The organism is Microvirga subterranea, assembly GCF_003350535.1.
GTDB lineage: Bacteria > Pseudomonadota > Alphaproteobacteria > Rhizobiales > Beijerinckiaceae > Microvirga > Microvirga subterranea.
On sequence record NZ_QQBB01000002.1, the window covers coordinates 649,306 to 667,903 of the forward strand.

Consider the following 18,598-nt stretch of genomic DNA (forward strand, 5'->3'; position numbering starts at 1 on the left):
TCATGTCTGTGCCCTCAGCACTGAAAACGGGAGATCGCCGAAGAGTTCCGCTACGGCTGTCGGGTTCCTGCCGGCATGAATTGTCCTATTTGTTATAACGTCTTGCCATTGTCCGGCCGGCAGAATGAGGTTTGTGCCAGCCCATGTCGCGTCTGCGGGAGGGATTGTCTCGTCATGGACAAGACTCGACACCAGACGAGGTACGGCAACAACAAGATGCTCGTTGCCGCAGGAGCGACGGAAAGCCAGGATATGATCGCTCAACCGTCCTTCGGCTTTGAGGGCGTGATAGTCACCGGTCGCGTAAAGATTCGGCGACTGGCAACGATCCCTTAGGAGTGTAGCGAGGACCTTCTGCTTGATCCGACCGTCCTGCCAATGCTGGATGAGCGAGGCTGCGCTCTCCTCACTCATTAGCGCCTGATACAGTGTGGGATAGTCCACAGGGCGCCTGTTGTCGGGATCGACAAGCGACAGATCCCACATCTCAGTCCCTTGATAGATGTCAGGCACGCCCGGCAAGGTTGCCTTCAGAACCGTTCTTGCCATGCTTGTCAGCATTCCGAAAAAAGCGAGACGTCGCGCAAGCGGGCGGAATTCCTTGAGAAATGGAGATTCGGATTTCAAGACGGCACGCAAAAGATCGAGCGCCGATGCTTCATAGGTCTCGTCTACATGGACCCAGCTTGTGTGCCGCTTCGCCTCGCGGAGGGCTTTTGTCACGAAGCCATCCATCCGTTGAGCAAACCGCGCCACTGCATCAGGCTCGGAACCCTCCTCAAGTAGATCGACCGGCCAGGCACCGAGGATCGCCTGCAGGATGAGGTATTGATCATTCTCGTCCGGCCTGTTCTCGCCGCCTGGATCCAGGTGCAAGGCGGCGAGCTTTCGAAAGCGCGAGACGGCGTCGACCCATGCGTCAGGCATTTCGGACAACACGTTGAGACGCGCACGCGCGTCTTCTCCGCGCTTGGTGTCGTGTGTCGCCGTAGCAATCATGGCATGCGGCCATGTCCTCGACCGCTCCTGAGCCAGGCGGTGGAAATCCTTCGGCGGAAGACCGAAGTGATGCGGATCCCCTCCGACCTCATTCAACGACAGGAGGCGGACATAGCGATAGAACAGCGTGTCCTCGAAGCTCTTCGCCATAACCGGCCCGGTCATTTGCTGGAATCGGCGTCGGAAACGGCGGATCAGGTCACGATCCCTTCGGGCGTGGAGGTCAGTGTCCGAATGGTCAAGGAGTGCGGAGAAGATGAAGTCGTGAACTGTGCGGTCCGGGAGGGCGCTGTACCGTTTCGCTGCAGAGATCGTATTCTCCAGGATCGTGCGGTCCTCGGGAGCTGGCTCACTCTCGGAGAGGTATGTCCGGTAGACGGGAAATCTCACGATGATCTCGACCAAAGCGCGCCGGATCGCATAGACGGTGTAGTCGCGGGTCCGGCGGTCCGAGTCAGCGAGACGCTTGAGATCAGACGTAATGACCTCGAGCTCGCTGGCGAAGCTGTTCTCGAGTACAGTGACTTTGGCTTCCCGGAGAAGCGTGCCATAGCGCCCCTCCAAACCGGTGGCCTCACGGTAGATCTGTTCGAAGCGCTCGGCCTTGCTGCCATCCACGAAGACGGTGTCCAACTGGTTCAGGATGTCGTAGCCTGTGGTTCCGGCGATCGGCCATGGACGAAGATGCTCTCCAGGCTCCAAGATCTTCTCGACGACAATGTAGAACCCAGGACCGACTGCAGATTGCAGCGCCTGCACATAGCTCTCAGGGTCCGCCAAGCCGTCGATATGGTCGATCCGTAGACCTTGAATTCGCCCCTCGCGGACAAGCCGGAAGATCATGTCGTGGCTGCGTTCGAAGACCTCGGGGTCTTCTACCCGAATACCCGCGAGTGCGTTGATATCGAAGAACCGCCGATAGTTGATGTCGCTTGCAGCAACCCGCCAGTGGGCAAGCCGATAGAACTGAGCCTCCAGAATTCGGTGCAGCGTTCCGAAGCTTTCCGGTACTTCTACGGCCCCGTTGATGAGGGCGACGGCGTGCATCAGCCCCCGTTCAAGCTCTGATGAAGCGGATACTGCACACGCGAGACGTTCCTTCAGTGCGTCGCATTCCTGCGGAAAGTTGGAGCGCCTTTCAAGCGTCGTCTCGTCATTCATAGCCCGCAGGCGCTCGCTGATTGCGAGGACCTCAGCATGTTCGCCGCTCATGCTGGTCGGCAGCGCGGCGAGTGCTCTGTCCAGCACGATCGGGTAGCTTAAGGGGCAAATCGGGAAGCGATGCTCCCAATGCCAGACACTGAAGCTCCCATCCTGGCCGTCATAGGTAAGTTTAAGGTCCCCTTTCTCGAGAGCATCGCCATATCGCTCACCTAGGAATGGAACGATGAGCTTGTGGTTGGCTCCGAGCCTCTCCCAGTCGATGTCAAATGCGCGTCCGAATGGGGAGAGTTCCCCCCATTCGAGCACCGACAGCCACCAGGAATTGTCGGCGCCTCCGACACCCATATGATTGGGGACGATGTCGAGGATAAGCCCCAGATCATGGTCTTTCAATGCATCCGTCAGGCGGCGGAAACCTTCATCGCCGCCGAGCTCCGGATTGATCCTGGTGTGATCCACAATGTCGTAGCCATGGACCGATCCAGGCCTCGCCGCGTGAATCGGCGACGAGTACACATGGCTGATGCCTAGCTTTGCGAGGTAAGGCACGATCTTCACGGCATCGTCGAACGTGAATTCCTTGTGAAACTGCAGCCGGTAGGTCGCACGGGGAGGGGGGGCCGCAAGGGCGCTTGTGCGTGGCGTAGTTCCGCGTCCTTCGGAGGCAAGCGCGGCGGCAAGCCGTGCAAGTTCGCCTCCGGGTGCAACGAGGGTGTTCAGGTCGATGCCGATCCGACGCCTCCAGTTCGGATGGCTCTGATCCTGGCCTGGCAGGTTGGCTTGGTTCAATTCGCCGGCGGCGTCCTCGATCTGAAGGCCGACGAGAGCCGAGGGAGTGCGCGCCAAGTAGCGCGTCATGCCCTCTAAGGGAGGCTCATCGACGCCGGCTGGCTCCTGAATGATATGCTCGGCTACCAGGGCTTCGTTGAAACGGCCGAGATCCCCTGCGCGCGCTGCCCGCTCTCGTTCCGCCGTCTCATTGTCATAGACCCCGAGGGTGTGACGCAGATCCGTATCCAACCCCCGCCACCAGCCGCGGAATGTCGGTAGGTCGTGGGTCGTAAAGACGGCTAGAGCGGACCGAGGATAGCGGTCGGGGCGCTTGAACGAGCCGTCGCCCTCACGCTCGAACCAGAGAACCCGATAGCTGAGAATTCCGGAAGCCATGATCGCGTCGGAGAAGCCCTGAGGCGCAGTGCCGAGATCCTCGGCGATCACAAGACTGCGGGATCGTACACTCTCAAGGCGCAGGACCGCGAGCATCGCTTCGAACGGATAAGTGACATAGGCCCCGGCGGAGGCCGGCAGATCATTCGGAATGAGGAATAGACGCTGGAGCTGGAAGGCATGATCGATGCGGATCGCACCGGCATGCCGCATATTCGACGCGACAAGCGCCCGAAACGCGGCAAGGCCCTGCTCCTCAAGAGCGAGGGGATGAAAGGGGGGCAGGCCCCATTTCTGGCCTGTCGGCCCGAATGGATCGGGGGGAGATCCTACCGATAGCCCCGGAGCGAAATGCGCCGGGTTCGACCAGATTTCCGAGCCGCCTGCATCCGCGCCGACCGCGAGATCTCGATAGAGGCCGATGCTCATTCCGGCAGAACGCGCCCGCTCGGCCGCTTCGCCGAGCTGCTTGTCGGCCAACCATTGCAGCCATGTGTGGAATGCGACACGCTCGCTGTGGTCGCGTTCGAAGGCTCGGACTTCAACCGAATGAGGATTTTTGAACGCTTGTGGCCAATCTCCGAGCCACCAGCGCCCCTCATTGCGAAAGTGCTCCGAAAGGGCCTCGAACGTTGCATGCGCGCGCAGGGCTTCGCCACCGGAGCGCCGAAACGTCTCGAAATCTAAGCGGTTGCCGCCATTTCGAAATTCGCGCCACAATGCCTCCAGCAGTGGGCCCTTCAATTCCCATACGGCGGCGTGATCGACGAGCGGCGCGTCACGCAGAGCAGCAAGGCGCTCGACAACGGAGGCATCCTCGAGCAGCGTGGCAGCGCTGCCCTCTGCGAACCCAGGAACGGCTGTCGGGTCGATGAAGAGCGTTTCAAGAAAGAGACGTGACGAAGGCGAATATGGTGAGATCTTGCTGCGGTCAGCCGAGAACAGGGCGTGGACCGGGCTGAGGCCGAGGAAGGAAGCCCCCATTTCGGCGGTGCCGGCGGCCAGATCGGAAACGTCGGAATAGTCCCCAATGCCCAGGTTCCGGCTCGAGCGCAGAGAGTAGATTTGAGCCGTCGTCCCCCAAAGGCGGCTGCCCTCCCGCATCGCAGGCGGCTCCCAGCAGCGTGAAGGAGCCGCAATGATGCTGCTTCGACCTGAACGCCCGCCTGCCTCGATATGGAGATGGTGGTAGCCCGTGGGCAGTGCGGGCAATTCGATCGACGCGCCTGACGCTCCTGCGCTGACGACGGAACGCCCCTCACGCGTCGTCCCGCTTTCCTCCTGAATTCGCCATGCCGCCGAGCCCTCCACAAAGCCACGCAGCGGGACTGCGCTTGGATGGCCCGCCCGGGTTGGCAGGAGCAAGGGAATCAAGCCATTCTTCTGCGCCTCGACCTGCGCCAGTGACTCGTCGGTTGAAGCTTCGGTCTCGGTGGAAAGGCCAAGTCCTCGCAAGACCGCCCGTTGTGCATCTAAGGCGGTCTCGACCGTTCGTCCTTCTTGATCCTGATAGCGCTCCGCTATTCCAACAAGCGCCGCGAGCCGCCGGATTCTCTCATCGTGTCCGTTCATCGGCCATGATCCTTGAGGAACAGCCCGGTCCAAGATGGCAAGCGTAACCGGTTGCCGTCCAACATAACGCCGGGGCTCTTCCAGATTGGGTGGGATTCAGGACGGAATTGCATCTCTGCCTGCGCGTCGCCGAGGTTGGCTAGGAAAACTAGGGTGCCTCCCTCGAAGCGCCAGAGGACGTGCAGGAATCCCGCCTGCGGTTGGGAGCTTCTTGCTCCTAAGAAGGAGGTCCTTATGAGCGGAAGAACCTCTGCTCTGCGCAGGTGCAAGAGGCCCTGGGTTTCTGCCAAAGTATCGGCATAGGGGCGCTGAGTCCTTTCATCCCACGCCAGCTTCGAACGGAGAAACGTATCGTTGTGGGTGGGGTCGGGGATCTCACGAGTCCCATTGGTCGCAAAGGACTCGAAGTTGGCAAACTCGCGTTGGCGTCCCTCCCTGACAGCATTGGAAAGGCCCTCGTCATCAGCGAAGTCAACGAAGTACAAGAACGGCGTTGAGGCGTTCCATTCCTCGCCCATGTAGAGCATCGGAATTTGCGGCGCGAGGAGCAGCGCCGCGCGGGCTAATGCCAGCTGCTCCGGGCTCGCCAACGAGCCTATGCGCTCGCCGAAAGCCCTGTTGCCGATCTGATCGTGGTTCTGGAGAAACGCCACGAATGCTGTGGGCGGGAGATGGTCCGAACGTTCTCCGCGGCATTCTCCGTTTCGATGAGCCGAAGCTTCGCCCTGGTAGGCGAAGCCCTCTGAGAGACAGCGTCCGAGCCGCTCGACCGGCCTGTCCGCGTAGTCGATGTAATATCCATCGGCCTCGCCCGTCAGCAACGTGTGCCAGCAATGATGAAGATCGTCATTCCATTGCGCAGTGTGAAGGCGTGGATTGATGCCGTCACGGGTGAGCCAGCGCGCTTCGTTCGCATCGTTCTCCAGGACCAGATGCACCTCCCGATCCCGGAGGGACGCCCTGATGCGGCCGGCTATCTCAGCAAGGATATGTTTCTCGCTGTCGTCAAGGATGGCATGAACCGCGTCGAAACGCAGACCATCCACATGATATTCCTCGAGCCAGTAAAGAGCATTATGGACGAAGAAGTCGCGTACTGTTTGGCTTTGCGCATCGTCAAAGTTGATTCCTGCTCCCCAGGGAGTCTGATGGCGCTGGGTGAAAAACGTTTCGGCATAGGCGTGAAGGTAATTCCCGGAAGGGCCGAAATGATTGTAGACGACGTCGATGAAGATCATCAGGCCCAGCGAGTGCGCGTGATCGATGAGGCGCTTGAGATCGTCCGGCGTTCCATAGGCGGAGTCAGGCGCATAAAGGAGGACGCCGTCATAGCCCCAGTTGCGCCGACCTGGAAATTCGGCAAGAGGCAGCAATTCGATCGCCGTGATGCCGAGGTCCCGCAGATCTTCCAGCTTCGGGATCAGGGCTGCATAGGTGCCTTCAGGGGTCGCCGTTCCCACGTGGAGTTCATATAGAACCGCCTCCTCCCAGGGACGGCCTTTCCATGCGCCGTCCGACCATTCGAAGGCGGAAGGATCAACGACGAGGCTCTCTCCGTGCACGTCATAAGGTTGGAAGCGGGACGCAGGATCCGGAACAGTCAAGTTGCCGTCGATGCGATAGGCGTACCGGCTTCCGGCGCGTGCCTCGGGTACGGTCAGGCGCCGCCATCCGTCGCCGGACGCCTGCATCGGAAGGTCCGATCCTTCGAGGACCAGTGAGACGTCGCGGGCGGTCGGGGCCCAGAGCGAAAAGCGGACCCCGTCCTCGGTGATTTCAGCCCCGAAGGGCATCCTATGGATGCGGCGCATCATCATCCTCGTTTCGTCATTCGTGTTGGAACAGCACCACCGACTTCGCTTCGATATGGAACGTGCTGCCCGGCTTGAGAACAGAGCGGTGGCCGCGCACGACCCCTTCCGCCAACGACGTGTCGAATGTCTGGATCCAACGCCCGCTCACGAAATCCTTCGGGAGGTGAAAGCGAACGCGGTGCTCGGCGGCATTCAGAAGGAGAAGCAGCCGATTTCCGTCCCAAGCGTCGTTGCCGATTTGCACCCCGAAGGTACGGCGGTCTGCGTCGGCCCAATCCTTATGCGACATCTCGCGGCCTTCCGGCGCAAGCCAGTACACATCCTTGAGGTTGTCGGTCGGGACAGGATCTCCGGTCAGGAAAGTCCGGCGCCGAAACGCGTCGAAGCGGCGTCGAAGATCAACGAGCGCCCGAACGAAGTCGAGAAATGCCGGGTCTTGTTCTCTCGATGCCTGCCAATCGAGCCAGCTCGTCTCGTTATCCTGCGCATAGGCATTGTTATTTCCCTGCTGGCTCCGGGAGAACTCGTCACCCATGAGGATCATAGGCACTCCCTGGGAAAAGAAGACAGTTGCCAGAAGACTCCGCTTCATCCGGGACCGGATGGCAAGGACGTTCGGATCGTCGGTCGGCCCCTCGACGCCCCAGTTGAAAGACAGGTTGTGAGGATGCCCATCCTGGTTGGCTTCGCCATTGGCCTCATTGTGCCGATCGTTGTAGCTGACGAGATCCTGAAGCGTGAATCCATCATGAGAGCAGACGTAGTTGATGGAGGCCGACGGAGTCCGTTTCGACCATCCATAAATCTCTCTCGACCCGGTCAGGGCGCGCGTAAATTTGGGCAACTGGTCCATGTCACCCCGCCAGAACGCCCGAACGGTATCGCGGAACTGATCGTTCCATTCGCTCCAGCCCATTGGGAATTGACCGACTCGGTAGCCGCCGTGCCCGAGATCCCATGGCTCGGCGATGAGCTTTACCCGATTGAGAACCGGGTCCTGCGCAATCGCCCTGAGAATTCCGGCCCTGTGGGAAAATTCATGTGGCTCGCGCGCGAGGGCCGAGGCGAGATCGAAGCGAAAGCCATCGACATGGTAAACTTCAACCCAGTACCGCAGGGAATCGAGCACCATCTGCAACACGCGCGGGTGGTCCAGGTTCAGCGTGTTGCCGGTGCCGGTTACATCCCAATACAGCTGTGGGTCGTGGCCGAGTTTGTAATAGACTGCGTTGTCGATGCCACGGAAGCAAAGTGTCGGACCAAGATGGTCGCCCTCGGCGGTGTGGTTGTAGACGACGTCGAGGATCACCTCGATCCCGGCTTCATGAAGCGTCCTGATCGCCGTCTTCAGGCCGACGATTCCGGCCTCGCCGAGATAGCGTGCTTCAGGGGCAAAGAACGCAGCCGACGAGTAGCCCCAGTAGTTCCTCAAACCCTTTTCAACGAGGAAGCGATCGTCGACGAAGCCATGAATCGGCAAAAACTCGACTGCCGTAACGCCCAGCTTCACGAGATGATCGACGATTGCCGGATGCCCTAGCGCCTCGAAGGTGCCACGCACGGGCACGGGAATGTCCGGGTGCAGGATCGTGAGGCCTTTAACATGTGCCTCATAGATTACGGTGTCCGTCCAGGGCGTTCTTGGAGCGCGATCGTCATCCCACGGATAGGACGGGTCGACAACCATGCACTTGGGGACCATTCCGGCGCTGTCGCGCCGGTCCGGAATGAGATCATTCCGGTGAGGACCCGAACGATATCCATAGAGTGAGTCATGCCACCTGATCTGGCCATGGAGGAGGCGGGCATAGGGATCGATGAGAAGCTTGTGCGGATTGAAACGGTGTCCGTGCCGAGGCTCATACGGCCCGTGGACACGATAGCCATAGAGTTGGCCCGGACCTATGCCGTTGACGTAGCCGTGCCAGACCTCGTCGGTTTGCTGGGGAAGCGAAATGCGAGCAGTCTCGCGACGTCCGGTGGGATCAAAGAGACATAGATCCACGGATGTCGCGTGCGCGGAGAATAAGGAGAAATTGACCCCTCTCCCGTCCCATGTGGCGCCGAGTGGAAAGGGAGATCCATCATCAACCCGGAGCATGTGCCACTCGGCGGCGGGACGAGACGTGCCGGCCCTCCTGAGGAGGGGGCACGGGAGACTTTCCGCTGGTCAAGACATCAAGGAAACCTTGGCACCAATCGTCGATGCCATTGCCTCGCAGCCGGTCCATCATCGTGCGCCACCGCTCACGACGCTCTTCCAGGGGCATCTCGAGAGCGCGGGCAATGGCAGCTGCGGTCGTTTCCGTATCATAGGGGTTCACGAGGAGTGCTGCATCGAGCTCATGCATGGCGCCTGCGAACCGGGACAGAATAAGGACCCCGGGGTCGTTCTCGTCCTGCGCCGCGACGAATTCCTTCGCCACGAGGTTCATGCCGTCGCGCAATGGCGTGACGAGGCCGACTCTTGCCATACGATAAAGTCCCGCCAGGGCCATATGGCCGATTGTCTTATTGATGTAGCGGATTGGCGTCCAATCGACCTCGCCCAAGTTTCCGTTCGCCCAGCCGGCCTGTTCGGCGATCTGGTGCTGCATCCGCTTGTATTCAGGCACATCCGACCGGGATTTCGGCGTCACCTGAAGATAAACGACCTTGTTGCGAAACTGCGGGTTGGATCGGATGAAGCACGAATAGGACTCGATACGCTCCTTGATGCCTTTGGAATAATCGAGGCGGTCGACGCCGATGATCAGGCGCCGCTTTTCCATGCTCTCGCGCATCCGCCGGACGGTCGGGTTGCGCTCGGCAGCTCTTGCGGTCTCGGCGAAGGCATCGGCGTCTATCCCGACCGGAAATGCACCTATTCTGAACCGGTGCCCGCCCACCTGATACTCGCCATCGCCAACTGGGAACCCGAGATTCTCCCGCAGCAGGCACTGCCGGAAGTTGTCGGCGTCCTGTTTGGTATGGAAGCCCACGAGATCATAAGCAGTAAAGCCATTCTGAAGCCGTCCATATGCCGGCAGTGCGCTGGCGATATCTGAGGGCGGCCACGGAATATGGAGGAAGAAGCCGATCCGATTGCGGCATCCGAGGCGCCGCAGCTCTGCTGCGAGCGGAATGAAATGATAGTCATGGATCCAGATCGTATCGTCCGGACCGAGGAGCGGAGCGAGAGCCTCCGCGAATGTCCTGTTCACCCGAAAATAGCCTTCGGTCTGACTACGATCGACTTGGAGCAGATCCAGGCGGTAATGACAGATTGGCCAGAGAGCCCGGTTGGCAAACCCTGTATAGAAGAGGTCGAAGTCCTTCCGGTGAACATCCAAGACGGCAAAGGTAATCTTGCCGGCTTCAATGATCTGAGGGGCGTTTTCCACCTGATCGACGGTGCGGCCAGACCAGCCGAACCAGAGACCGCCATGTTGCTTGAGGGCAGCCTCCAGGGCGACCGCAAGGCCTCCAGCACTGGAGTTGCCGTCCTTCGCCGGAAGCGGAACCCTGTTCGATATGACCACGAGCCTTCCGCTGGCGCCCAGCGGCCGCTCCATTCGGTCGGCAGCTGCTGAGGTCTCGGCGAAATGCCTGGATACTTTCGCGGCGCTCGGGCGGCGATGGAGCGGGGCTTCCGAAGGCTGGAGCGAACGGCCCTTGGGGCTTTTCATGGGTTGAGTACCAGGTGGCAATGCCAAGGTACAACCAACAGGCAAGGGAGGTGTTCCGACCCCGGAGCTTGTCCTTGCCGCATAATTGAAAGAGATCTGAAGGAGGGTAAGCGGGAAGGATCGTTCGGGGACGTTAGGTCACATGCCGAGGCACAAAGATCGGGTTGACAGAATGATCTGCCGATTTTCCCAATTGACAGTTAGGTCGAAGCAATCTCTCAGGAATTCGGGCTCTTGGCGTTGTCGCCGAACGGAGCTTTTGAGGAGGCAAGAATGGTCGACCTAGAGCAGAAAATTCGAGAACGCGCCTACCAGATCTGGGAGCAGGAGGGGCGGATCCACGGCCGCGACGAGCATCACTGGCACATGGCGAAGCTTGAACTGGCGAGTGCTCCCGATGAGACAAGCGTCTCGGTTGCAGAGGCGCCGGTCAAGAAGACCCGCCGGACCGCCAAGCCTAAGGCAGAGCTTCCCGCCGTTGCAACTCCTCCATCTGCTCCCCGCCGTCGTCGGGCCCAGGCACCCTTGCAATAAGCAAGCGGAAGGGCGGGAACTCAATGCCGATGAGCCCCATGGGTGGGAGAGGCTCCGCTTTCGGCCATTAAGACCGGACTGAGCGCTGACGGGAGCGTATCCTTCCGTGCGGATCCGGTCATAGGAATATCATCTGCAGTCGTTCAAGACGAAGCCCTCGCGGTGCGCCTAGCGCCGCGGGGTGAGCCGAACGCCTCGCTGCAGTTCAGGAATTGGGCTTCCGGGGCGGTAGGGGCGACGTTTCGTGAGCGATCCTCGTCCGGATCATGCAATCACTGACGTGGGCGTTGCGCCGGTCGACGAGCCGACGGTAATCGTCGACCGCGACCTTTGTCTTGCCGCGAATCGTGATGCGCTGCTTCGCTTCCTCGCGGCATGTTTCGCGCTTCGCTACGAGGTCCTCATCGGCACGGGCTACACCGGGAAGTGCAAGCAGCATCGCACCGAGCATAAGGGCGGCAGGTTTCATGGCCGTGGATCTTGGAGAGTGAAATGGGCGAACGGCTCATACCATTTTGCTGATCAGCTGAAACGTCACAACTTTGGGGATCAACAAGGGACGCAGGGTTATTCACAGCCCCTCGGGTCAGCTGCTGGCCATTGGCAGACAGGCTTAAGGTGCTTTTTCTCCTTTGAAAAGAAACACCAGCCGAGCCGGCATGAGCCGACCATCCGCGGCGGGATGAAATATCCCTGTTGGAGATACCTCCAAATAGTCACGGGTGCGGATCGCGACGCCGAGAAAGGCCGAGCCGCCTTTACTGCCTGTTAAGCATGCTGCGGCAGGATCCGTGGCAAATTGTCCTAACCGGTGGCTGCCATGAGTCTTCGATTCGAGAAAGTATTGGAGTTGGTCATGAAAGGTGGGCAGCGGACCGGGGCCGACCTTTCTCTTGCGGGCGGCTCCAGCAGGCAGTCTCTGGAGGAGGTCATCCGGGCAAGAGACGCCGCCGGCAATCACATGATGTCCTTCGTCGGGATCGGACTGGCGGTGACCTCCGTTGCATTCGCTGCCTATGCCATCATCCATGGCGCCGGCTTCTCGAGCCTGCCCAACATTCTTCCCGCGATGACCGAGGGCGTTCCGGTCAACAAGAGCCTCGCGAGCCATGCGCGCCGGCAGAACGTGATGGACCCGACAACGACAGGGGCCCTGTCCGTCAGGACCGAAATGGTCGATGCGAGGCAACGCGACGGCCGGACGCGAGGGGCATCCTATGTGATCTATCGCGTCTTCGGCGAAACAGCTTTGGTCGAGGGTGTCGACGGCCTTCACGTAGTCGTCCCAGGGGCTGTTCTGCCGGGAGTCGGGCGCGTTCTATCGATCGAACGAACGGGGGGCTCCTGGTCCATCGTGACGTCTGAAACGGTGATCGGAGAAGCGTCCCTCTAAGGCGCCGCCGACTTAGTGAGCTTCGACAGCAGAAAGGCTCCTCAGAAAGCCGGTCGGTTTAGGCTCTTCACGTTGAATACGGGCAATGGACGGCTCAGGCCCTTAAGTTGAAGGTCGCCGACGGCGTCCAAAACCGCAGTGTCGGCGACTTCGGTCGCGATGCGATGTGTCACGAGGATCTGGCCGTTCCGAGCCTCAGCACACAGGCGTGCGGCGATATTGGTCACCGTTCCAATGGCGGCGTAATCCAGTCGCCCTTCGAAGCCGATCCTGCCGAGGGTCGCGTAGCCCTGAGCGATGCCGACGCCAAATCCAATGCGGTAGCCGAGAATCTCCCAGTTCTGGGACAACGTGAGAAAGCGCTCACGCATCAACGTCGCAAGTTCGACAGCACGGGCTGCGGCGTCCGTGCAGGGCAGGGGATCATTGAAGATCACCATCATGCCGTCTCCTAGGAATCTTTCCAGAGTGCCCTCGGCCTCGTGTATCAGAGGCCCAAGAGCCGCGTGATAGGCCTTCAGAAGGTCCATCACTTCTTCGGGTTCTGCGATCTCCGCAAAGCTCGTGAAGCCGCGCAGATCGCAGAACAGGGCGACTATCTCGCGGCGGTGATGCTGAAGGATGCCCGCCTCGCTGCCCTCCGCCGTGATCATCTCAGCCAGCTGAGGTGGCAGGAACCGCTTCAAGCCGCGTGCTCGCTCGAGTTCTCGAATTTGTTTCTCGACACGCGCTTCGAGATCCTGGTTGAGTGCAGCGAGTTCGAGTGCCTGCTGCTGCACGGTGTCGTAGAGACCCTTGATGCGCAGAAGAGAGCGAACACGGGCTACCAGCGTCGCCTGGTCGAACGGCTTCGTGATGTAGTCGTCGCCACCTGCATCCAAGCCCGTGACGACATCGTCCTTGCCGGCCTTCGCCGTCAGGAGGAGGATCGGAATGGCCCGCATCGCTTCGTCGGCTTTCAATCGCCGCGTGACCTCAATCCCGTCGATGTCGGGCATCATGACATCGAGAAGGATCATGTCCGGTCGAACCCGATAGGCCTGATCGATCGCCTCCCGACCATTGCGGGCGATCTCCACGTCGTAGCCGGTCGCAATAAGCCGCGTCGTCACAATGTCGACGTTCTCGGCAATGTCGTCGACGACCAGGATGAGCGGGCGTTCGCGCATTCTTGCTTCCAGTTAAGCCAGATACTCCCGAACAATTGCGAGCATCTGGCGTGGGCTGAAGGGTTTTGCGAGGTAGCCGCTGCATCCGGCTGCTCTCGCCTTCTCCTCGTCGCCTGACAGTGCATAAGACGTCACGGCAACGATCGGGATATAATGGAGCGTAGGGTCCTCCTTGATGCGGGCAGCGGCCTCATAGCCGCTGAGAACCGGCAGCTGTATGTCCATCAGGATCAGGTCGGGCTTTAAGGCCGCAGCCATTTCCACTGCCGACCGCCCGTCGTGGGCTTCCATCACCGCGTAGCCGGCGTTTGTCAGGATGTCGCGCATGATCCGCCTGTTGTCCTCCGTGTCTTCGACGATGAGGATCTTCTGCGTGGTCATGCGACTTCCCTCCGGGCCTTCGATGGATCGAGAGGGATGTCGACGATGAATGTCGAGCCACACCCGATAGCGGAGCGCACATCAATCGAGCCACCGTGCATCTCGACGATCCGTTTCGAAATCGCGAGTCCGAGCCCCGTTCCTCCTTGACCATTGGAACCCGTATTGCTTCCTTGTTGGAAGGCGCCGAAGATATGCGTCAGCTCATCGGGCGCGATTCCGACGCCTGTATCGGCGATGAAGATCCGTATGCGCCCTCCCTCCACCAGCGCTTCGACGTCGACCGAACCGGTTGGCGTGAACTTGATAGCATTCCCGATCAGGTTAAGAAGAACCTGCGTAAGGCGTCTCTCGTCGCCAGCTCCTGCTGGAAGATCTTCGGGAACCAGTGACCGCACTTGAAGACCCTTGACCTTCGCGAGGGGTTCCATCGCCGTGATGGCGGCCTGCACCAGGCCTGAGATCGAGTAGGGTTCGCATGTGAGTGAAAGTTCTCCGGCTTCGATCTTCGAAAGGTCGAGAACGTCATTGATGAGTGCCAGGAGGTGCCTCCCATTCGCCTGGACACGCTCCAATACGCCATGCGCCTTCTCCGGCAGACCGCCATAGAGACCGTCGATGAGCAGCTCGGTATAGCCGAGCACCGCGTTCAATGGTGTCCTCAGCTCGTGACTCATATTTGCGAGAAACTGAGACTTCGCCAAGTTTGCTTTTTCGACGCGATCCATCGCTTCACGCAATGCTTCATCGCGTGCATGCCGTTCGGAAATGTCTCGAACGACGCAGATCAATCCGCCGTCCTGGATGATCGTAAGGGAGACGTCCTGCGGAAAAACGCTGCCGTCCCGTTTGAGGCCGACGGCCTCGCCGCTCCAATGACCGTCCCGGAACAGCTGCGGCATGGCATCCGCCTCGAGGCGATGACGTTCCGAATCCGTATAGAGGCGCTTCCAGCTGCTTCCGACGAGCTGAGACGGCTTGTCATAGCCGAAGATCTTCAGATGAGCGGCGTTGAGATACTCATAGGTTCCGTCAGGCCTCAGAATGGCCATGCCATCCATGGCGGCCTCCATTGCCGCAAGATGCCTGCGAAGCACCTCTTCGATCCGCTTCAGCTCCGTGATGTCGAAGTATGTGAGCATCCGCCCGCCGTCGGGAAGGGCGATGCATCGGTATTGCATGATCCTGCCGTTCCGCAGCCGCATCTCGACGGGAGCGATGTTGCCTTGATGTATTTCGCGGAGGCGCCGTTCCTTGTACGTCTCCCACTCGGCGTCGGGAACATCGTAGGCTCCAAGGGAGCGACTGAGTTCCATATCCTCTTCGAGTTCACGCGGCTGGTCGTAGAACTCTGCGGGGATATCCCACAATTCCCGGTAGGCGCGGTTTGCCAGCCGGATGCGCATTGAGGGGTCGAGGAAGAGCACGCCGTACTGAATGGTCTCAAGAACTGCGTTCAGATCGCGCAATGCTGCTTCCGTCTCCGCCCGAGCCGATTCAAGCTGCTCCTCACGCTTCTTCAGCTCCGAAATGTTGTTGAAAGCAGAAAGCAGCGCTGGCGTACCTTCGTAATCGGCCACGGAAGCATTGATCAGGGCCCAAAACTTCTGACCGTCCGGGCGCTGCATGAGCGCTTCCATGTCGCTGACCCGCCCATCCTTTTGCATGCTGGCGAGAAGCCTGTGCCGAACGGCAGGATCGGCGTAGTAGTCCGGTGCAAAGGTGCCCTGCATCTCTTCCGGAGAGAGACCCGTGATCTCGGCGGTCCGGGCATTGGCATAGAGGATCAATCCATCGGGCAGCCGCGTGACGGCCAGCGGAAATGGCGCGAGCTCCAGAAGGCGCCGCTGCCGCTGCTCGGCCGCCGCAACGGCTTCCAGTGCCCGCTTCTGGTCGGTGATGTCGAAGTAGGTAAGCATGCGCCCGCCGTCGGGAAGCGCAATGCATTGATATCGAAGGAACCGACCCGTGGGAGTTCCGATCTCGACAGGCTCACCGTCGCAGCGCCGAACTCGATCGACGATGTCCTCCACCTCGTTCGCGCGAGTATCCGTATTCGCCAGGTTCCGGGTATGCAATATCAGGTGACGGAATGGGGTGTCCTTCGCAATCAGCGCTTCCGGCAAGCCCCACATCGCCTTGTAGGCGCGGTTCGCAAGACGGACATTCAGATCGGCGTCGAGGAAGAGAATTCCATAATCGATCGTGTCGAGAAGGACGTTGAGTTCCCGGTGATGGGCAAGCTCCTTTTCCGCACGCTCACGCTCCGCGAGCTGATGGGCCAGTTGTATGTTGAGCTCGGCCAAGCTGGCGCTTCGCTCCCTTAGCGCCATCTCGCGTGCGTCTACTTGCCTTGCCATGGCCGTAAAGGCCTGGGCCAGATCACCGAGTTCGTCGTCGCGGTCAAGATGAAGCTGGGTTCCGAAGCGCCCTTCTGCAACCGAGCCTGTAGCCCGTACGAGTTCCCGAAGGGGAGAGGCGATCTGCGCCTTGAGCGTCGTGCTGAGGATGAAGAGCTCGACCACGAGGGCCAGCGCGCCCATGATCAGCACGATGCGTGCAGCTTTCCATGCATCCTGCGCACTGAGTGACAAGGGGTAGATCGTCGCGAGGATCCAGCCAGGGCCGCTGAGCTTCGTCAAAGCCGCGATCTCATCATACTCTTCGTTGCGAATGACAGCCTTGTCGGCTGGATTTTCCACTGCAAGCCTGTGAATTTCCGCAAGGTGGGGATCTCCAGTATCGGCGATCGGGAGCGAGCCGCTTCTCGCTTGTATCGCATCCATGAAGCGCGGATGGGCAATCAGTCGGCCGTCTGCTGTGAAGAGAAGATTATGGGTCCCTCTCAGTTCTGTGTTGACGGCGCGTCCGATCAGGTCGTGCATCAGAATGTCTTGGCCGACCTGGATCAGAGGGCGCCCGTCCTCGACAGCCGGGCGGGTGACCGAGACCAGCCACTCGTTCGTGCCGTAATCCAGGTAAAGCTCCGACCACCGCTCCTTGTCTGAGACTGGAGCGTCGGAAGCGCCGGCAACCATAACAGGGCTTCTGCCCTCCGACAGGAGGCCGATTTTTCCGGAAATCTCCCAATCGCTGGCCCTGAGGGCCCAGGGCTGCCCGGGCCAGTACATGATCACGGCGCCTTCCGGCGTCACCACATAGAGGTTCGCGAACTGGCTTGCCCAAGCCGGGCCGTATTGCCTCACAAGATCGAAGGCTACCATCAGTCGGCGCTTGAGATCACGATCGATCGCAACATGCTTTCCGATGAAGCCCGACAGGCCATAGGACTTGAAGACCGCTTCCGTTAGCCTTGTCGTCCCGTCCGGGCGAGCCTCGAAGAGGGTCCCGAAACGCTGCTCTGCGTCTCGTGGGTCCGTCTGGCGGATCTCTTGCTGGTAGGCTTCGGCAAATGTGCGGACATTTCCGCTGGCGAGGTCGAAGATGGCGCTTTCACGAACGCGGCGTTGCTCGACATAACGTTCGAGAACCTCGACCGCCTGTTGCTCGAACCGTGTTCTGACGTGCCAGTAGCTGAGAACGGTTGCGACCGCGACGACCAGGCTGATGCGAAGGGCGATCTTGCGGAGCGTTTGGCGGGTGATGGAGCGTTTCGGACCTTTGACGATGCCGAATGCAGCCGCGATCGGCTTCATGGCACGATCCTTGATAGTGGCGGGGCGTCCCGTATGCCGATCCGCTTGGCGATCCTGGGATTGAAGAACAGATCGCCCTCCCGGTTGTAGGTGAGGGGAATGGCGCTTGGCGGAACTCCATCCAAAATTCGAAGTGCTGCCTGTGCGGTCCAGCGCCCCTGTTCCTCCGGGTGCTTCACGACTCCGATGAGGCTCACCGGTGTCAGCCACTCGAAGTCCGTCCCGCTGGGAATCTCGCTTCGCTCCTCCGCAAGCCGCCGGGCGTCGGCTGGATTCCAATCCGCAATCGCTCCGACACCGAGGATCATCAGCATGTCGACTTCCTGCTGGGCGCGCAGGAATGCCTCCTTCCAGGCTGCATGCGAAGATACGAAATAGGTTTTCTCGTATGTGATGCCGAAAAGACGCTCGTGATAGGCGAGCTCCTTGCGCTTCACGTCCGTGTCCTCGGCAAGAAAGCCCAGGCGTGAACCACGTGCGTGCTGACGCAGCAGCCGGACGATCTGCGGGATTGGCGACACCTCGACCATTCCGGTGGTGTTGCGATAGGGCAATTGGTAGATCGAGGCATCCCAGTTGAGCCCGCAGAACACCACGGGGATCCCACCGTCCCGCAGGTGTTCCATGACGAGATATTGGGCGGCAGGATCGTCGCTGACCGTGATCACGTCCGGTTTAAGACGGCCGATCACCTGAAGCGCACGGTCAACCGAAGAGCGGATCTCCGCATCGGCGGGATGCCTCTTCGCATCCAGGTAAACGACCTGGAGGTCAACCGGCTTGCCTGCCAGAGTTTCGCGGAGTGCAGCAAGGATGCGGTCGTTCCACTCGTTGCCCTTATGATAGGAATCGACGTGGAGGATCTTCCGAACGGTTTCAGCCGCAAGAGCCTTTGAGCCGGCAGGGCCAAGACCGAGGAGTCCTGCGCCGACTGGAATCCCAATGATGAGGCCGAGCATCAGCCATCGCGCCGGCAGGCGACTGCGCAGCCGGAGGCTCCATGTGGCGATGGCAAAACGATGCATCATGGCAGCAGCCATCCGGATGAGCGCTCGGCCGTCAGTCGCGAGGGCGGCAGTCG

11 protein-coding genes are annotated in these 18,598 nt (G+C 60.2%); 2 read left to right on the forward strand and 9 right to left on the reverse strand.

Going from position 1 to position 18,598, the window contains the following annotated elements; all coding sequences use genetic code 11:
• The 4 genes from DES45_RS07885 to otsA are packed head-to-tail and all read right to left on the reverse strand — an operon-like array spanning position 1 to position 10,270.
• The gene (locus DES45_RS07885) at positions 1-4,902 is read right to left on the reverse strand and encodes a malto-oligosyltrehalose synthase (RefSeq protein WP_114769401.1); all 4,902 of its coding nucleotides are present in this window, start codon (positions 4,900-4,902) and stop codon (positions 1-3) included.
• Positions 4,899-6,713 carry a malto-oligosyltrehalose trehalohydrolase gene (gene treZ / locus DES45_RS07890; protein ID WP_114769492.1) on the reverse strand — a complete coding sequence of 605 codons (1,815 nt, stop codon included), beginning with the start codon at positions 6,711-6,713 and terminating at the stop codon, positions 4,899-4,901. The genes DES45_RS07885 and treZ overlap by 4 nt, the downstream gene beginning before the upstream one ends.
• A gap of 16 nt (positions 6,714-6,729) precedes the next feature.
• Positions 6,730-8,817: a glycogen debranching protein GlgX gene (gene glgX, locus DES45_RS07895; RefSeq protein ID WP_114769402.1), complete on the reverse strand. Its 2,088-nt coding sequence runs from the start codon at positions 8,815-8,817 to the stop codon at positions 6,730-6,732.
• Positions 8,804-10,270, reverse strand: a complete 1,467-nt coding sequence (otsA, locus tag DES45_RS07900; RefSeq protein ID WP_114769403.1) for an alpha,alpha-trehalose-phosphate synthase (UDP-forming) — start codon at positions 10,268-10,270, stop codon at positions 8,804-8,806. Before otsA ends, glgX begins: the two co-directional genes overlap by 14 nt.
• A 387-nt stretch (positions 10,271-10,657) precedes the next feature.
• Between otsA and DES45_RS07905 the strand changes: the two genes are divergently transcribed.
• Positions 10,658-10,918 (forward strand): DUF2934 domain-containing protein, encoded by a 261-nt coding sequence (locus DES45_RS07905; RefSeq protein ID WP_114769404.1) that lies wholly within the window; start codon positions 10,658-10,660, stop codon positions 10,916-10,918.
• Positions 10,919-11,123: 205 nt separating this feature from the next.
• Here DES45_RS07905 and DES45_RS07910 read toward each other — a convergent pair whose 3' ends face one another.
• On the reverse strand, positions 11,124-11,387 hold the full coding sequence (locus DES45_RS07910; RefSeq protein ID WP_147282364.1) for a hypothetical protein: 264 nt from the start codon (positions 11,385-11,387) through the stop codon (positions 11,124-11,126).
• Positions 11,388-11,774: 387 nt separating this feature from the next.
• Here DES45_RS07910 and DES45_RS07915 point away from each other — a divergent pair, with 387 nt between their 5' ends.
• Positions 11,775-12,311, forward strand: coding sequence for a hypothetical protein (locus DES45_RS07915; RefSeq protein ID WP_114769406.1), 537 nt, complete (start codon positions 11,775-11,777; stop codon positions 12,309-12,311).
• A gap of 41 nt (positions 12,312-12,352) precedes the next feature.
• On the opposite strand, the gene DES45_RS07920 is transcribed toward DES45_RS07915, so the two are convergent.
• Genes DES45_RS07920 through DES45_RS07935 form a run of 4 tightly spaced genes read right to left on the reverse strand, consistent with a single transcriptional unit; the run spans position 12,353 to position 18,545 of the window.
• Positions 12,353-13,480: an adenylate/guanylate cyclase domain-containing protein gene (locus DES45_RS07920; protein ID WP_114769407.1), complete on the reverse strand. Its 1,128-nt coding sequence runs from the start codon at positions 13,478-13,480 to the stop codon at positions 12,353-12,355.
• Positions 13,481-13,492: 12 nt separating this feature from the next.
• The gene (locus tag DES45_RS07925; protein WP_114769408.1) at positions 13,493-13,861 is read right to left on the reverse strand and encodes a response regulator; all 369 of its coding nucleotides are present in this window, start codon (positions 13,859-13,861) and stop codon (positions 13,493-13,495) included.
• Positions 13,858-17,517, reverse strand: coding sequence for a PAS-domain containing protein (locus DES45_RS07930; RefSeq protein ID WP_114769409.1), 3,660 nt, complete (start codon positions 17,515-17,517; stop codon positions 13,858-13,860). The genes DES45_RS07925 and DES45_RS07930 overlap by 4 nt, the downstream gene beginning before the upstream one ends.
• Positions 17,514-18,545: an ABC transporter substrate-binding protein gene (locus DES45_RS07935; protein WP_147282365.1), complete on the reverse strand. Its 1,032-nt coding sequence runs from the start codon at positions 18,543-18,545 to the stop codon at positions 17,514-17,516. The genes DES45_RS07930 and DES45_RS07935 overlap by 4 nt, the downstream gene beginning before the upstream one ends.
• Positions 18,546-18,598 lie beyond the last annotated feature (53 nt).

What these genes read in the sequence shown, in the direction of transcription:
- DES45_RS07885 (WP_114769401.1), bottom strand. Translation starts at nt 4,902, where the DNA reads ATGAACGGACACGATGAGAGAATCCGGCGGCTCGCGGCGCTTGTTGGA.
- treZ (WP_114769492.1), bottom strand. Translation starts at nt 6,713, where the DNA reads ATGCGCCGCATCCATAGGATGCCCTTCGGGGCTGAAATCACCGAGGAC.
- glgX (WP_114769402.1), bottom strand. Translation starts at nt 8,817, where the DNA reads ATGCTCCGGGTTGATGATGGATCTCCCTTTCCACTCGGCGCCACATGG.
- otsA (WP_114769403.1), bottom strand. Translation starts at nt 10,270, where the DNA reads ATGGAGCGGCCGCTGGGCGCCAGCGGAAGGCTCGTGGTCATATCGAAC.
- DES45_RS07905 (WP_114769404.1), top strand. Translation starts at nt 10,658, where the DNA reads ATGGTCGACCTAGAGCAGAAAATTCGAGAACGCGCCTACCAGATCTGG.
- DES45_RS07910 (WP_147282364.1), bottom strand. Translation starts at nt 11,387, where the DNA reads ATGAAACCTGCCGCCCTTATGCTCGGTGCGATGCTGCTTGCACTTCCC.
- DES45_RS07915 (WP_114769406.1), top strand. Translation starts at nt 11,775, where the DNA reads ATGAAAGGTGGGCAGCGGACCGGGGCCGACCTTTCTCTTGCGGGCGGC.
- DES45_RS07920 (WP_114769407.1), bottom strand. Translation starts at nt 13,480, where the DNA reads ATGCGCGAACGCCCGCTCATCCTGGTCGTCGACGACATTGCCGAGAAC.
- DES45_RS07925 (WP_114769408.1), bottom strand. Translation starts at nt 13,861, where the DNA reads ATGACCACGCAGAAGATCCTCATCGTCGAAGACACGGAGGACAACAGG.
- DES45_RS07930 (WP_114769409.1), bottom strand. Translation starts at nt 17,517, where the DNA reads ATGAAGCCGATCGCGGCTGCATTCGGCATCGTCAAAGGTCCGAAACGC.
- DES45_RS07935 (WP_147282365.1), bottom strand. Translation starts at nt 18,545, where the DNA reads ATGATGCATCGTTTTGCCATCGCCACATGGAGCCTCCGGCTGCGCAGT.